General features: G+C 42.7%; 19 protein-coding genes. 13 read left to right on the top strand and 6 right to left on the bottom strand.

The genetic code is table 11. From position 1 onward, the window contains the following. Positions 1–21: 21 nt before the first annotated feature. Positions 22–2,559, bottom strand: a complete 2,538-nt coding sequence (locus AC559H_RS17655; protein ID WP_026795443.1) for a glycogen/starch/alpha-glucan phosphorylase — start codon at positions 2,557–2,559, stop codon at positions 22–24. A 557-nt stretch (positions 2,560–3,116) separates the two neighbouring features. Here AC559H_RS17655 and AC559H_RS17660 point away from each other — a divergent pair. From AC559H_RS17660 to AC559H_RS17675, 4 genes are all read left to right on the top strand, one after another. Next, a complete protein-coding gene (locus AC559H_RS17660; protein WP_148292126.1) occupies positions 3,117–3,299 on the top strand; it encodes a hypothetical protein in 183 nt (60 codons plus the stop codon). A 139-nt stretch (positions 3,300–3,438) separates the two neighbouring features. Further along, positions 3,439–4,842: a 3-isopropylmalate dehydratase large subunit gene (gene leuC / locus AC559H_RS17665; RefSeq protein ID WP_026787770.1), complete on the top strand. Its 1,404-nt coding sequence runs from the start codon at positions 3,439–3,441 to the stop codon at positions 4,840–4,842. A gap of 155 nt (positions 4,843–4,997) precedes the next feature. Next, complete coding sequence (gene leuD, locus AC559H_RS17670; RefSeq protein WP_026795441.1) at positions 4,998–5,591, top strand: 3-isopropylmalate dehydratase small subunit; 594 nt, start codon at positions 4,998–5,000, stop codon at positions 5,589–5,591. Beyond that, entirely contained in the window at positions 5,579–5,785 is a 207-nt protein-coding gene (locus AC559H_RS17675) for an element excision factor XisI family protein (RefSeq protein WP_026795440.1), read from the top strand. The genes leuD and AC559H_RS17675 overlap by 13 nt, the downstream gene beginning before the upstream one ends. 127 nt (positions 5,786–5,912) lie before the next feature. Here the strand turns inward: AC559H_RS17675 and AC559H_RS17680 are convergent, their stop codons facing one another. Further along, entirely contained in the window at positions 5,913–6,341 is a 429-nt protein-coding gene (locus AC559H_RS17680) for a DUF29 family protein (RefSeq protein WP_026795439.1), read from the bottom strand. 45 nt (positions 6,342–6,386) lie between these two features. On the opposite strand from AC559H_RS17680, the gene AC559H_RS17685 reads away from it, so the two are divergent. The 5 genes from AC559H_RS17685 (at position 6,387) to AC559H_RS17705 (ending at position 8,243) form a co-directional block, all read left to right on the top strand. After that, the gene (locus AC559H_RS17685) at positions 6,387–6,545 is read left to right on the top strand and encodes a hypothetical protein (protein ID WP_155806325.1); all 159 of its coding nucleotides are present in this window, start codon (positions 6,387–6,389) and stop codon (positions 6,543–6,545) included. 62 nt (positions 6,546–6,607) lie between these two features. Next, complete coding sequence (locus AC559H_RS17690; RefSeq protein ID WP_026795438.1) at positions 6,608–7,027, top strand: XisH family protein; 420 nt, start codon at positions 6,608–6,610, stop codon at positions 7,025–7,027. Next, on the top strand, positions 7,012–7,347 hold the full coding sequence (locus AC559H_RS17695) for an element excision factor XisI family protein (RefSeq protein WP_026795437.1): 336 nt from the start codon (positions 7,012–7,014) through the stop codon (positions 7,345–7,347). Before AC559H_RS17690 ends, AC559H_RS17695 begins: the two co-directional genes overlap by 16 nt. Before the next feature lie 201 nt (positions 7,348–7,548). After that, entirely contained in the window at positions 7,549–7,818 is a 270-nt protein-coding gene (locus tag AC559H_RS17700; RefSeq protein ID WP_026795436.1) for a hypothetical protein, read from the top strand. Beyond that, positions 7,815–8,243, top strand: coding sequence for a type II toxin-antitoxin system VapC family toxin (locus tag AC559H_RS17705; protein WP_026795435.1), 429 nt, complete (start codon positions 7,815–7,817; stop codon positions 8,241–8,243). Before AC559H_RS17700 ends, AC559H_RS17705 begins: the two co-directional genes overlap by 4 nt. 115 nt (positions 8,244–8,358) lie before the next feature. Here the strand turns inward: AC559H_RS17705 and AC559H_RS17710 are convergent, their stop codons facing one another. Then, the gene (locus tag AC559H_RS17710) at positions 8,359–8,583 is read right to left on the bottom strand and encodes a DUF6887 family protein (RefSeq protein WP_026795434.1); all 225 of its coding nucleotides are present in this window, start codon (positions 8,581–8,583) and stop codon (positions 8,359–8,361) included. Beyond that, positions 8,567–8,782 carry a DUF6888 family protein gene (locus AC559H_RS17715; protein ID WP_026795433.1) on the bottom strand — a complete coding sequence of 72 codons (216 nt, stop codon included), beginning with the start codon at positions 8,780–8,782 and terminating at the stop codon, positions 8,567–8,569. Before AC559H_RS17715 ends, AC559H_RS17710 begins: the two co-directional genes overlap by 17 nt. A gap of 48 nt (positions 8,783–8,830) precedes the next feature. On the opposite strand from AC559H_RS17715, the gene AC559H_RS17720 reads away from it, so the two are divergent. Then, complete coding sequence (locus AC559H_RS17720; RefSeq protein WP_237745547.1) at positions 8,831–10,285, top strand: P-loop NTPase fold protein; 1,455 nt, start codon at positions 8,831–8,833, stop codon at positions 10,283–10,285. Further along, complete coding sequence (locus tag AC559H_RS17725; protein ID WP_051319509.1) at positions 10,286–14,053, top strand: CHAT domain-containing protein; 3,768 nt, start codon at positions 10,286–10,288, stop codon at positions 14,051–14,053. Here AC559H_RS17725 and AC559H_RS17730 read toward each other — a convergent pair. Continuing rightward, positions 14,050–14,436, bottom strand: coding sequence for a hypothetical protein (locus AC559H_RS17730; protein ID WP_026795431.1), 387 nt, complete (start codon positions 14,434–14,436; stop codon positions 14,050–14,052). The two genes, AC559H_RS17725 and AC559H_RS17730, sit on opposite strands and share 4 nt — an antisense overlap. Positions 14,437–14,455: 19 nt before the next feature. Continuing rightward, the gene (locus AC559H_RS17735) at positions 14,456–14,593 is read right to left on the bottom strand and encodes a hypothetical protein (RefSeq protein WP_158442079.1); all 138 of its coding nucleotides are present in this window, start codon (positions 14,591–14,593) and stop codon (positions 14,456–14,458) included. A gap of 150 nt (positions 14,594–14,743) precedes the next feature. Here AC559H_RS17735 and AC559H_RS17740 point away from each other — a divergent pair, with 150 nt between their 5' ends. Both AC559H_RS17740 and AC559H_RS17745 read left to right on the top strand, forming a co-directional pair. Beyond that, entirely contained in the window at positions 14,744–15,133 is a 390-nt protein-coding gene (locus tag AC559H_RS17740) for a hypothetical protein (RefSeq protein ID WP_026795430.1), read from the top strand. 160 nt (positions 15,134–15,293) lie between these two features. Continuing rightward, a complete protein-coding gene (locus AC559H_RS17745) occupies positions 15,294–15,791 on the top strand; it encodes an ATP-binding protein (protein WP_026795429.1) in 498 nt (165 codons plus the stop codon). The last annotated feature ends 10 nt before the right edge of the window (positions 15,792–15,801 follow it).

Raw genomic sequence — 15,801 nt, forward strand, 5'->3', positions numbered from 1 at the left:
TCGTTTTAACAAGTCCAAAGACTAATTGATAACTCGCAATCCGGCGGATTCTGGGTTATATCCTTCCATTTCTACGGGTACGGATTTAACGTTCCAGATTTCGTTACAATATTCGCCGATGGTGCGATCGCTTGAGAATTTACCCATCCGCAGGGCATTGAGAATCGACATTCTCGTCCATTTTTTGGAATCTTGAAATGCCACACTAACTTCCCGTTGACAATCAATATAGGATTGATAATCAGCAAAAAGCATATATTCATCGTGGTACATCAAGGAATCTACCAAGGGTTTAAACATTTCCTGATTACCATGGGAGAAATAACCGGAGGAGATTCGATCAATCACGGCTTTTAATTCCGGGTTATTATTATAGTAATCGCTGGGTTTATAGCCCTTTAATTTCAAATTATAAACTTCTTCTGCGGTTAATCCAAACAGGAAGAAATTCTCAAACCCGGCTTCTTCACGGATTTCAATATTTGCCCCATCCAGAGTTCCAATAGTTAAGGAACCATTCATGGCAAATTTCATGTTTCCAGTTCCAGAGGCTTCTTTTCCAGCCGTAGAAATTTGTTCGGATAAATCCGCCGCCGGATAGATGCGTTGACCCAAAGAAGCGTTAAAGTTCGCCAAAAATACCACTTTTAAGCGTCCCCGGACATCGGGATCTTTATTAACAACTTCCGCAACGGCATTAATCAATTTAATGATTAATTTTGCCATGAAATAACCGGGGGCTGCCTTTCCTCCAAAGATAAAAGTCCGAGGACAAATATGGGTATTGGGGTTCTGTTTGATCCGGTTATACAGGGTGATAATATGCAGCACATCCAGATGTTGACGTTTGTATTCGTGAATCCGTTTCACCTGAATATCAAAAATAGAATGGGGGTCAGCTTCAATCCCATTAAATTTCCAGATATAATCGGCTAACAGTTTCTTGTTGTACAGTTTAATTTGATGCCATTGTTCGCAGAATTCGGGATCATCAACGTAGGCCTCTAATTGACGCAGTTTGTCTAAATCTTTCAGCCAACCGTCCCCAATTTTAGAACTATAAAATTCGGACAAGGTGGGATTACTTAATAAAATCCACCGTCGAGGGGTGACACCATTAGTTTTATTGAAAAACTTCTCTGGCCAGAGTTTATAGAAATCCCGCAGGGTATCTTGTTTCAACAATTCCGTATGTAGGGCGGCGACGCCATTGACCGCATGACTACCGACGCAGGCTAAATGGGCCATGCGGACGTATTTTTCTCCGCTTTCTTCAATCAGAGATAACCGTCCAATTAAGTCATTATCCCCAGGATACCAACGGCGCACATCTTCAATGAAACGGCGGTTAATTTCATAGATGACTTGCAAATGACGGGGTAACAAATACTCAAACAAACCCACAGACCATTTTTCTAGGGCTTCGGGTAACAGAGTATGGTTGGTATAGGCAAAGGTTTTTTGGGTGACTCGCCAGGCGGAATCCCAATCAATCCCATATTCATCCAACAATAATCGCATTAATTCCGCGATCGCAATCGCCGGGTGGGTGTCATTCAACTGAATAGCAGCAGTTTCATTCAGGTTATAAAGACTGCTGTTGTGTTTGAGATGGCGTTTGATAATATCCCGCAGAGAACAAGCCACAAAGAAATATTGTTGTTCCAGGCGCAATTGTTTACCCTGGGGGGTGTTGTCATTGGGATATAGAACTTTAGAGATGGTTTCCGATCGCATTTTATCGGCGACCGCCCCATCATAATTTCCGGCGTTGAAGGCGTCAAAGTTAAAAGCGTCACTAGCTTCGGCTTTCCACAGTCGCAGGGGGTTGACGGTATTGGTATCATAGCCGGGAACGGGCGTATCGTAGGGAATCCCAATCACGGTTTTAGCCGGAATCCAACGAATTCGTTCCCGGCCTTTTTCGTCGTGATAAGTTTCGGTATGGCCCCCAAAGTTAACATCAATTGCCTGGTCAGGGCGGGGAATTTCCCAAGGATTACCAAATCTTAACCATTTATCAGGAATTTCGGCTTGCCAACCATCCTGCATGATTTGGTGAAAAATCCCAAATTCATAACGAATTCCGTAGCCCACGGCGGGAATTTCTAAGGTGGCGAGGGAGTCGAGGAAACAGGCGGCTAACCGTCCTAAGCCACCATTTCCTAAGCCGGGATCGGGTTCTTGTTCGAGGAGTTCATCTAAATCGAGTCCCGATTCTTCCACAGCCTGACGGACGCGATCGTACAGGTGTAGGTTAATTAAACTATTCCCCAGATGTCGCCCCATCAGGAATTCGGCCGATAGGTAGTAAACGACTTTGACGTTATTGTCATAGTAGGTTTTCAGGGTTTTCAACCAGCGGCTTAAGAGGCGATCGCGCAGGGTATAGGCCAAGGCCATATAAAAATCTTCCTTGGTGGCGATCGCTTCATATTTGCCAAGCTCATAGAATAGATTATCGGCAAACGCCCGCTTCAGGGTTTCCACACTGGTTCCAGTCCGATCATCCTCAATTTGGATGGGACATTCATTAACAGGAATTAACGGTTCAGTCATTTATTCTCCTTTCGTGGGCATCAATCAATGGTAAAGGATCATCCAGTTAATAGAATACAGACTCGCGCTGAGTTCGTGATGTTGTATTCATGATGGTTTGCTGATATTTCCCCTCTGGATGTTTCTAATAGCGGAAAACTTATTGAGAACTTAGGGTTGATCAAGTTGGGACATATTTTAGCCTGTTTCTCTTGGCTAGATCATCCCCCTGGGGAAATCCTGACATTGGGGGATAGTCCCAGAATATCAATATTTGTATAGGTATTTGTATAAGTGTTGAATTCAATATATACTGGTAATGGAATCACTGGACTCAGGGAGCTCCATGGGTTAGTTCTGCTGTTTTCGACCTGCTACTCAACAACCACACATCTTTCAACTAGATTTCTAATCTTGTCTTCCTTGTTACCAATGGACAATTTTTAGGAATCACACTACTGGATTTTTTTAATTAATTTCTGCTGCGTACTGTTTAGGCATAACTGACAAAAGCAACGGAAGCATTTGTGATGCCCGTTTTTTGTGTTTTTTTTCACTTGAATGGAGACGATAAAATTATGTTGACTTTTGTGTTGTCTTGTGTTGTCAATGGGACTGTTTTTTTACCTGAATATTCTCGAATGATCACCAATATTGGGAGTAATTCTATGGTTAAAATACCTGTTTCTCCCCAATCATTAATAGTTCTAGCTCAAGTTCGCAAACATGGCGAGGATGATCCGATTGTTCCTCCGAATTAAATATAGCAACCGCGATTAGTTATTAAGATAATATATAGGCTGTCATTCGGTGCCCACGCACCGAATCCCTGTCCTAATTGTGATGGCGACGGCTATAATATTTGTGAGCTAAACTGTTGAGCATCTAAATCTGAATTCTATGAGCGAAAGAACACTATTTGATAAAGTATGGGAGTTGCATACCGTTGGAACCCTATCATCAGGACAAACTCAACTTTTTATTGGTTTGCACCTGATTCATGAAGTCACCAGTCCCCAGGCGTTTGCCATGTTGCGCGATCGCCATCTCAAAGTCCTGTATCCTGAACGCACAGTCGCCACAGTAGATCATATCGTTCCCACGGATAACCAGGCTCGTCCATTTGTGGATACCTTGGCGGAAGAAATGATGCAGTCCCTAGAACAAAGCTGCAAAACACACAATATCCGTTTTTATAATATTGGTTCTGGGAATCAAGGGATTGTTCATGTGATCGCACCGGAACAGGGATTAACTCAACCCGGGATGACCATTGCTTGCGGGGACTCCCACACCTCCACCCATGGGGCATTTGGAGCGATCGCCTTTGGCATCGGGACATCTCAAGTGCGGGATGTGTTGGCGTCTCAAACCCTAGCGTTAGGGAAACTGAAAGTGCGCCGGATTGAGGTAAATGGGGAACTAGCCCCTGGAGTATACGCAAAGGACGTGGTGCTCCATATTATCCGAACATTGGGGGTAAAAGGGGGCGTAGGTTACGCCTATGAATTCGCTGGAAGTACCCTTGAGGGGATGTCCATGGAAGAACGGATGACGATCTGTAATATGTCCATTGAAGGGGGTGCTCGATGTGGCTATGTGAATCCTGATCAGGTGACTTACGACTATTTACAAGGTCGGGATTTTGCCCCCAAAGGGGAGGACTGGGAAAAAGCGGTGGCTGGGTGGAATAGTATCCGTAGTAGTACGGATGCAGTTTATGATGATGTAGTCAAATTTAATGCCGCCGAGATTGCTCCCACCGTAACTTGGGGGATTACCCCGGGACAGGGTATCGCCGTTAATGAGTTGATTCCGACTTTAGAGCAGATTACCGAAACTGATCGGGAAGTTGCAAAAGAAGCCTATCAATATATGGAGTTTACCCCCGGAACCCCAATTCAAGGGACAAAAGTAGATGTCTGCTTTATTGGTAGTTGTACCAATGGCCGCCTCAGTGACCTGCGCGAAGCTGCTAAATTTGCCCAGGGTCGGAAGGTCGCCAATGGGGTGAAAGCCTTTGTAGTTGCTGGTTCAGAACGGGTGAAAGTTGCAGCCGAAGCCGAAGGGCTCGATAAAATCTTTGAAGCGGCAGGGTTTGAATGGCGCGAAGCCGGGTGTTCGATGTGTTTGGCGATGAACCCCGATAAATTACAGGGAAATCAACTGAGTGCATCTTCCTCTAACCGCAACTTTAAAGGTCGTCAGGGTTCGGCCCAAGGACGCACATTGTTAATGAGTCCGGTAATGGTGGTGGCTGCTGCGGTCAACGGGGTAATTACGGATGTACGGGAGTGGTTATGAACACACTTCATCCCCTGAGTAAGCCAGGGCTATTTCGTTGTCGGTTAAGACGGGGAGAAGATAGGGAGATGGAGTGAATTCATCAAAATTTCAATTGATCAACATTGACTATAAAATGGTGATCAATTCTTCACACAAACTAAAAGATTTCAACCATGAGCAAAATTAAAAGTATTTCAGGAAAAGGGATTCCTTTAGTTGGGAATGATATTGATACCGATCGGATTATTCCAGCCCGGTTTTTACGGTGTGTTACCTTTGATGGATTAGGGGAACAGGTTTTTGCCGATGATCGCCAACAAATGCAGGGAAAACATACCTTTGATTTACCCGAATATCAAGGAGCCAATCTATTAGTTGTTAATGCGAATTTCGGTTGTGGTTCATCCCGAGAACACGCGCCACAAGCTATCAATAAATGGGGGATTCAAGGGATTATTGGTGAAAGTTTTGCCGAGATATTTTTGGGCAATTGTGTCTCAATTGGGATTCCCTGTGTCACCGCAGAACCAGAGGATATCAAGGCGATTCAAGAGGCGTTAAAAGTTAATCCTAAAGTGGCTATTAACCTAGATTTAGAATCAATGAAAGTCCATTGTGGAGATTTAACTATTGATGTGAATATGAATGCAGGTTCTCGTCAATCTTTTATCACCGGAATGTGGGATAGTTGTGGACAGTTAATTGCGAATGTTGCGGAAATTCGAGAAACAGCTACAAAATTACCCTATCTGAATTGGGTCAGTTAAATTCCCAAAAGGGCACGGAAAGGGTTGAATTAGAAGAAAATCTACAACCCCAAGGATCTAAACCGATTAGTTTAATGGGATTAGGGGTGGATACTAAAGATGAACTTGTCGCTGCTGGAGTACCTAAAGATCGTATCGTCCTTGCCTTTCATCCTCCCCAAGTTCGAGAGCATACTGGATATGCGTTGGCGTAGCCTCTCAAGCAAGAGAATCGCATAGCGTCTTCCAAATTAAACGGGATTGATATTAATTTAATTTCGTCTAATCAGTTTCAAGTTATTTCTGTATAATAAGAAACTGTATTCGATATAAGTTATGTATCTATTCTCGTTCCAAGATTAAATTAATTGCCTTTTTTATAATCTCCTCTCGTTGGACTAATTGACTTAATCCTTCTGCTTCATATTTACCTTCAAAAGCTTCGATGGCTGCTTTTTCCAATGCCAAATCATAAGCATCTTCCAGGGTTGTTACTAATTCTGCCTCACTCATATAGGTTCCTTTTGCTTTTTCACGAGAATTAGTGCGTTGAATTTGCTTGACAGAATTGCGAATAGAAAGATTCCAAGACCTAGTTGTGCGGTTTTCAGCAGATTGCTTAATCAGGTGCAGAAGCAAAATAATCCCATAGCTAAATATTTTATTCAGTTTATCAGATTTGCTCATTTCTTCTAATTCTTCTACAATTAACAAAGCTTCGGTTATATTGCCTTGGTGCAGGAGTTCTTTGATGGTAAGTAGTTCTTCCATATTCGTTATTTTTGCAGTGGTGCTGGTTATTAATTATAGTGTAAAATGGAGTATGACTTAAAAGCAATCGACTTGCTCACACTCCAGCTTGATGAGTTAATTGCGATGGTAGAAACTGGTCTGCGATCGCAACGTCTGGCTGGACTTAAAAGTAAAGGTAAAGGTCAAGCAGCAGAGACTATTAAGGGGCAAAAGAGGATATGAGCGATCGCTATTTCTGTAAACATTGCTGTTGGCAGCAACGACATATCACGCTTTTATAACTAATGTCCAGACGTGATAATTTACATTTATCCCTGCGCCGCACTCTCGAAAAAGATGGGTGGACGATTACGGATGACCCGTTAATTTTAGTGTTAGAACAAACGCTTTTGAAAGCTGATTTAGGAGCCGAAAAATTTTTCGCAGCCGAAAAAGAAGGACGAAAAATTGCTGTAGAAATCAAAGACTTCGACTCTCCTTCAGTCATTAGTGAACTGGAAAAAACGATGGGGCAGTTGCAGCTTTACCAATGGGCTTTGGAGGCGCAAGAACCCGAACGGCAGTTATTTTTAGCTATTAGTCAAGCCGTCTATATTCGACACTTCCAAAAACCAATTTTTCAGTTAGCCGTCCAGAGGAATAGAATTAACTTATTAGTTTACGAACCAGAGCGGGAGGCTATTATTCAATGGAGTGCTCATTAAGTTATGCAGATATTCTGAAAAAAACGCTACAAGAGGCAACGCAAGCCCAACCTCGCCTACAAGCGATTCAGCTTTATCCCGTCTGCGATACCGATTCCGGTCACTTTTTGATTCTAGCTACAGGCTGGGATAAGCAACGCTGGCTCGATACTATTCTATTTCACGCTCGTTTAGTTGATCGCCATGTAATCATTGAAGAAGATAACTTTGAGGAAGGGTTAACCTCTGCACTTATTGCCGCAGGTATCCAAGCAGAGCATATTGTGACTAGCCTTGATTATGAAAGTGGTGGTAGTCCAGTGGTGTTTCAGGCGGTGTGAAGTATATTTAGAATCATTTTTTAATAGCTGGACGCGATCGCATTTCTAATGAGACACTAATAGGTTAGAATCGCGTGTATGGGGGTGGGTTGTATAAACTGGAATGAAACCCAAAAACCCGGTTTCTTTAAGCTATTTTATAATGAAAACAACGGAAATAGATTAAAAAAATCTGTAAATACACATTGCTCGGAGGTTGTCATGCTGAGTATAGAATTAGATCAAGAAACGGAAGCGTATTTAGTGGAAATTTTGGGAACGGAAAAAACTACCAGCGATGAATTGATTAAACGCTTGGTTAAAGAACGTTGGTTAAGTTTACAACCGCGCCAAACTATTGTCGAAAGATTGGGAGGACATCCCGAACATCTGTTAGAAGATGCGCCACCTGATTTATCAGAACGAGCAAATCGAAAAAAGGCGATCGCTAATTATTTGCAGAAAAAATATCCTCAATACGATCCGCAATGACTTATCATCCCGTAATTATTGTAGATAGTGGAATTCTAGTAGCTTACTACAGTGTAAAAGATCGCTATCATCAACAGGTGCGAGTCTTCTTTGAGAGATGTACCAGTAACCTAGTAACTACCACTGCTTGCGTTACTGAAGTGGTATGGCTTTTAAGTCCTAATTGGCGAATACAGAATCGGTTTTTACAGGGAGTTGCTAGGGGAGTTTTTGAACCTATCCCACTGCTTCCTGAAGATTTTTCGCGCATTGCTGAACTGAATGAACGGTATGCAGATTTGCCGGGTGATTTTGCAGATTTGTCTCTAATTGCTATTTCTGAACGGCTGAATATTCCGGCTATTGCTACTTTAGATAGTGATTTTGATGTTTATCGACGTTATCGAAAGCAAGCTTTTGAACGGGTGTTTTTACCTGAAGAATAAATAATGAATGACAGCCGGAATCAAAGAAACCGGGTTTTTTCCCAAATCTTTGCAATGTAACGAAGTATCTCGCAAAAACCCGGTTTCTGGCCACTTTCGATCGCCCTCTCTATATTTAATTCTCAGCAGTTTTATTTCGGGTTTTCTCATCGACTATCCGCTTGAATAATTCAAATTGTTCTTGTTCTTCTTCCTTGTTCTTTGGCGGGTGGAACATAATCACTTCTGCGTCGGGACTACGGCGATTTACCAAAGCATCTAAAGCTTCTAAATCATCCCGATGTACCCGCACGTAATCTCTCAATTCTTTTCGAGTCATTTGTTCAAATTGTGGTTTCATTGATAAACTCCCAATTTCCATCGCGATATACTATGATTTCTAAATTGTCAGAGGTCAAAATGTAGACATATCCCTTTTGTTCGTTAATACTAAATAGCTGGATGTCCCGGTAGTAGTTGGACAACTTCTGACAGACTCGTAGGCAAGTTTGGGCTTGTTTGTCGGTTGGCTGAATAGCGGTATCCTCCAATTGTGGCATAAATTATGATAAGATAGACTCGGTGTTATTGCCTACCCCATTGCGATCGTGGATGAAAACCACGCCCAAGCTTATGCCAATCAGATTCAAAAACTCCTGAGTTGCCGTAATAGTGAGGAACTTGAGATTTACAGTCTAACGAAGAATTATAGTCCATATATAATATTTCCTATGATCAACCACCGCCTCGAATCCTTCCGAACCGCCTTCCAGAATCTTCAGTTACTTCCTTTGATAACCCCAGAGCAACTGAATAAATTTCATGTGGAATATGGTACTGAGATTTTAGAAGAATTGGAGCATTTGGTTGAAGATTGCTCACCGGACAATAACAAAATTATTTTTACGGGGCATCGTGGGTCAGGCAAATCAACATTGCTGGGTCAATTTTGCCAGCACACGAAAAATCGCTACTTTGTAGTGTTCTTTTCCATCTCTGACCTGATTGAAATGTCAGATGTGAATCATGTCAATATTTTGTTTGCTATGGCAGTACAGCTTATGGAAGCAGCAGAAGAACGCCATATCAAAATCGGTTCTAAAACCAAAAAAGCTTTTTATCAGTGGTTTAGTAAGCATACTCGAACTGAGGGAAGTTCAGTTGATTCTAGCATTGAGCTAGAAACAAGTGCAGAAGCTGGTGTAAATGCTTGGTTTGTGAAATTCTTTGCTAAGTTGAAAGCAACTTTGAAGGCAAACTCTGTGATTCGTGAGGAAATTACGACTGAGTTTGCGAGACGGATTTCAGATTTGGTCGATCGTATTAACGATATCGCTAGTGCGATTCAATCGGCCTGCGGACAAGAAATCATGGTCGTGATTGACGATCTTGATAAACTTGATTTAGAGATTGTCGATCGCGTTTATCGAAATAATATCAGTGCGTTATTTCAGCCCCAGTTTCGGATTATTTATACAATTCCAATGGCTGCGACACGAGATATGTCGTTGCGAGGAATTATTCATAATGCTACCAATAATAAGATTCAATCCATGTGGGCGACAAAGTTGTTTCCGCGTGGAGAAGATAGAGTTCCAAATGCTTCTCCTGTCGAAGAAGCTGTAAAAGTATTTGAGCAAATTCTTTACAAGCGACTTCCTCAAGATTTGATTGAACCGGAAGCAACTCAGATGATGATTGTCAAAAGTGGTGGGGCCTTGCGAGAATTTATTCGTTTGGCTAGTCAGTGCTGTGGGTTATGTTTGAAGCAGTTACGTCGCACACCAGATAAGCAAGATTTGATAATTACGTCTGAAATTTTGAAAAATGCTATTACAGACTATCGGATTAATTTAACAGAACCCCTTGGACAAAACCGCTATCAAATTCTCGTGGATATATACCAAAATTATTTACCCAACGATGGAATGGATCAGGATTTTCTAGATTTATTGCACAACCTCTACATCCTAGAATATCGTAATGCTGATTTGTGGTTTGGAGTGCATCCCGTAGTTCAGGAAATATTACAGAAACGTGGGTTAATCGGAGTGACAGGGTAAATGCTTAACAGTGAGATCGCAGACGATCGATTGATTAATGAGGATAGTTACGATGGTCTTGTTTCTTTAATTGAAGCAAGTCAAGGTGTATTGTCATTGTTAATTGCCTCCTGTCAACCTGGAAATTTTCAAACCCAGATTATTAATCGTTACGAGGCAGAACTTGCCCCCAATATCCCTTGTTATCGTGTGGTATTGAATCAAAAGGAACCTAGCTTGAGAGCGGCGTTGGAGCAACTGATTAAGGATTATCCAAAGCTAAAAACGCCCCAGGCATTAGCCGCGATTACTGTAACGGGAACGGAGGCTTTGATGGAAATTGCGTCAACGGATTCGGCAAGCTCACCGTTAAATGCTGACTCTAATCATCAGTCTGAGTTAAGCCGTTTTTTCGGCTATTTGCAATGGACGCGGGAGGGATTGCGGGAGTTTGCTTATCCGATCGTACTTTGGGTTACGCCGAAGATTTTGAGCCGATTGAGTATCAAAGCGCCCGATTTTTGGAGTTGGCGGAGTGGCGTATTTCGATTTGTAGCGCCTGTGTTGGAAAAAGGAGATGTGGTTCATGGAACCAAGGAAATTTCTCCTCTAATTGAGCCAGAGAAAAGATTGAGTTTACCCCTAGATGAACTGTTAGAACAGGTTGAAAATCTGGAGAAACAAGCTATGGAAACTCCTGCATTAGCAACCTTATATAATCGAGTTGCTAATGCTTATGCAAGTCGGGTAAAGACGCGCCAACCACAGGATTATTCACAGGAAATTGATCGCGCAATTCATTTCTTTGATAAGTCACTTGCCTTACAAGAAAAATTGAACTTACCCCAGACGCAATCTGACACTTTGTTACAGTTAGGTGATATTTACCGTGACTTAGGATTGTGGGAACGGGTATTCGCTCTATATGAGCAGTCTTTAGCAATTGCTAGGAATTTGAAAGATCGCCTACGAGAGGCGGCTGCTTTGGGGCGACTGGGTAATCTTTACCAAGAATATCCTCAAGGCGCTCGTGCTAGTAACTTAGAGCAGGCGATCGCATTTTACACTACTGCATTATCCGTCTACACCCGCGATACCTTTCCCGAAAATTGGGCTCAGACGCAAAATAATCTGGGAGTTGCCTACTCTAACAGAATTAGGGGAGAGAAAGCAGAGAATATCGAATCTGCGATCGCCTTTTACACTGCTGTCTTGGAAATCCTCACCCGCACCTCCTTTCCACAAGAATGGGCAATGACGCAAAATAATCTGGGAGAAGCCTACAGAAACAGAATCAGGGGAGAGAAAGCAGAGAATATCGAATATGCGATCGCATTTTACACCGCTGCCTTAGAAGTTTACACCCGCGAAGCTTTTCCCGAACAATGGGCAATGACGCAAAATAATCTGGGAGAAGCCTACTGTCAGAGAATTAGGGGAGACAAAGCTGAGAATATCGAATCTGCGATCGCATCTTGCACTGCGGCATTAGAAGTGTACACCCGCGATGCCTTTCCCAAAAATTGGGCAATAACGCAAAATAATCTGGGACTTGCCTACTATTCCAGAATCAGGGGAGAGAAAGCACAGAATATCGAATCTGCGATCGCATCTTACACTGCTGCCTTGGAAGTGAGAACCCGCGATGCCTTTCCCCAAGATTGGGCAGGGACGCAAAATAATCTGGCAAATGCCTACCGTAACAGAATCAGGGGAGAGAAAGCTGAGAATATCGAATCTGCGATCGCATCTTGCACTGCGGCATTAGAAGTGTACACCCGCGATGCCTTTCCCCAACAATGGGCAATAACGCAAAATAACCTGGGACTTGCCTACGGTAACAGAATCAGGGGAGAGAAAGGACAGAATATCGAATCTGCGATCGCATTTTACACTGCTGCATTAGAAGTTCTCACCCGCGAAGCTTTTCCCCAAGATTGGGCACAGACGCAAAATAATCTGGCAGTTGCCTACTCGGACAAAATCACCGGCAACCGGGCAGAGAATATAGATACTGCGATCAAATGTTACCGACAAGCCTTAGAAATTCGGACTCCTTCTGCCTTTCCTCTTGACTGTCTCCAATCAGGATACTACCTCGGCAACCTTGCCTTTGAACTCCAAGACTGGGAAAACGCCATTTACGGCTATGAAAACGCCATCACCGCCGTCGAACAAAGCCGCGAATGGGCAGGGACAGAAGCCGCCAAGCAAGAAATTCAAGAAAACGCTATTGATGTCTACTTCCAAATGTTGCAAACCTGCATCAATGCCGAAAATTTGGCAAAGGCCGTTGAAACCGTCGAACGCACCAAAGCCCGCAACTTGGTCGAACTCCTAGCAACCCGCGACTTATACCCCAAAGGCAACATTCCCCAGGAAATTTTAGACCAACTCGATAACCTGCGGCGAAAAATACCCGCGATACAGCGTCAGTTAGGACAAAAAACCACCAACCAATCATCTGAATCGAATGACCACACCGAGAAACAATTACGCAGTGAATTAACCACGCTCCAAGAACAGCTAGATCGCGTCCTAGCGCAAATAAACATAATTGACCCTAACTTCAACTTAACCCAGCGCGTCGAAGTCATCCCCTACAGCGAAATTCAATCTTTAGCCGCCAACAATACCGCGATTATCGAGTGGTACATCACCAGAGATAAATTCCTTGCCTTCGTGATTGCGCCCAACTCCCTCGCCCCGATAGTCTGGCAATCTGCAACCGCAGATTTTAATAACTTGGAAAACTGGAATAACGAATATGTAGGAGATTACCGAAACAATAACGCCCAGTGGCAGCAAACCCTTGCCGACAACCTCCAACGCCTAGCTGAAATCTTGCATCTCGACGAACTCCTCAACCTCATTCCCCCAATCTGCGATCGACTGGTTTTAATTCCCCATAGCTATCTGCATTTGTTCCCCCTTCATGCTTTGCCAAGTAAAAGGCAGAAGATTAACAAAGAAAGTAGCCAACTCTACACCGCGACGGGATGCCTCCTCGACTTATTCTCGGATGGGGTCAGCTATGCCCCCAGTTGTCAACTGTTGCAACTTGCCAAAAAGCGTCACCGCCCCAACTTCTCGCACCTATTTGCTATTGCTAATCCTACCAGCGATCGCTATTTACTTGAACTGCAAGCCGCTAACATCGGTCATCAATTCAAATCTAATGATTTGTTCGTAAGAGATAATGCCAACAAGAACGCAATTCTAAACTCGAACATCAGCCTTGCCAACTGCGTCCATTTCGGCTGTCACGGCAAGTTTAACCCTGACTCGCCTTTGGAATCAGCCCTGATATTGGCAAATAACGAACGTTTGACACTATTAGACATCTTGAATCTTGACCTAAATCAATGTCGCCTTGTCACCCTCTGCGCCGAAGAAACTGGATTAACAAAAACCAGCACTACCGATGAATATATCGGCTTACCTTTTGGCTTTCTCTTAGCAGGTAGCCCTAGTATGGTTAGTACCCTTTGGAAAGTCGATCAACTCGCCAGCACTTTGTTACTAATTCGGTTCTATGAGAACATAAAAACTTTGTCAACCGTTGCTGCTCTCAATGAGGCACAACAATGGCTGCGGAATTTGACCTCAGAGGGGCTTGAAGCTGTATTGGAACGCCTCAAACCCCAAATCGATCAAACATTTAAGGAACTGTCTCTAAAGGAACGCACACGCTTTGTTAATGCTCCTCAGAATGGCGCACGAAACCGCAAGCCGTTGCCCTTTGCTGCACCTCATTACTGGGCTGCTTTTACCGCGATTGGTGTTTAGCAATCTTTACAAAAAGTATCGAGACCTTTCTGACTTATATAGACAACCACCAATACTATTAATGTAGGAGAGCCAACAACAGGTATTAGTAAACCAATTGCAGCCGCAAAACCTTGACTCAATACGTTTTCAAAGGCTGGCGTACAAATATGAGGACGCAATTTCTCGACTAACTTTTCTAACCAGCTAGGCTTATTCGGGTCTTCTTCACCCAAATTATCCTGTAATTCTCCTGTCTCAATTGCGATAGTTTCGGCGGCATATTCTAAATCGCCTTCACACTCTTCAAGCACATCAAGAGCGGCTAATGCTTCTTGATTATCTGCTAGTTGTTCCCGATATAAAGCAATTTGGTCTGGTGTAACAATTATTTTAGAAAACATAATTATCCTAACGTATATCCTACCTAAATTTACACTGCTCTGGTGCAAACCCTCCTTGCAACCAAACTAAACCCATCCATCCCATCAAAGCACCTATACCCAAAGTCGTCAACAAAATACCCGCCGCCACCACCAAAGAACGTGCAGAAGTCGCCACCCTTGTCAATGTCGATTTATCAAACCTTTTTGCTGACTCAGTAAAGTTTTTAATTCTTCTGATGTTAAATCAATTATTTCTTGATAGTTAACTTTCATATTGATTTTATTATGATATAGTTTCCCTGTTCAATGTATTACTCTTAATAAGATGGCTAAACTCAATAAATTTAAGGCTTTTTCCCTATCTACCCTACTCTATGGGATAGCAGCATTAACCTTCTTACCCATTCCCAAAGCAGAAGCCGCAACAAATTTTAACTGTCCGGGTCAATTTCCTCAAAACAGAATGCAGTTTTCTGTGAGTTATCTTGATGGCCGATTTACAGCGATTACTTTAACTCCTCAAAGTGGCCCACCTCGCACCAATCAATTAAAATATGATCGACCCAACGAGCGGGGAGAATTAGTTTATCGGGGGGGTGATATGGGAGGCGCTGATATCATCGTTATCGACTTATCAAAAGGAGCAGTCCAACCGGGGACACAGGTTTCTGTCTCACTGGATGGACAGTGGGCGAGGGGAACTTGTCGGCTCTAATTCAGTTAACTTTTGAAATAGGGACGATACGGAAACCGAGTTTTTGAATGATAAACGCGGTTTCTGGGAAAAATATTCTAATTCTAAAAGAATAATATATGACAAAATTATAACACTTATAAATCTATTTGTCAAGCAAAATATTTTAATTTTATTCAATATGATTTGTCATTTTATGGTTGGTATTCCGGGTTCGGGAAAGTCAACGGTTGCTCAACAGCTTGCGGATCTCACCCAGGGTTTAATTATTTCAACGGATCGGATTCGGGAACAACTTTATGGGGATGAAATTATTCAGGGGAATTGGTTAGAAATTGAACGAAAAGTGTTACAAGAAATGGAACAGGCGATCGCATCTTCTCAACCAATTATTTATGATGCGACTAATGCTTATCGACCTTGGCGACTCGATATATTAGAAAAAATCGCTCTAATTTATCCAGAAATCCCTCGATCTTGGGTTGCTTGGGTATTAGAAACTCCCATAGAAACTTGCAAACTGCGAAATCAAAATCGCCAACGTCAAGTTCCTGAATCTGTGATTGAACAAATGGGAAAAGCGATCGCAGATTTTCCTCCCACTCCCTCAGAAGGATTTATCAAAGTTTATAGTTTAAAACCCGATTATTCTGAATTAAAAAATCGGCTTGAGTTTTAATAGTTAAAAC

The sequence above is a fragment of the Planktothrix prolifica NIVA-CYA 540 genome, assembly GCF_963864145.1.
GTDB classification, from domain to species: domain Bacteria; phylum Cyanobacteriota; class Cyanobacteriia; order Cyanobacteriales; family Microcoleaceae; genus Planktothrix; species Planktothrix agardhii.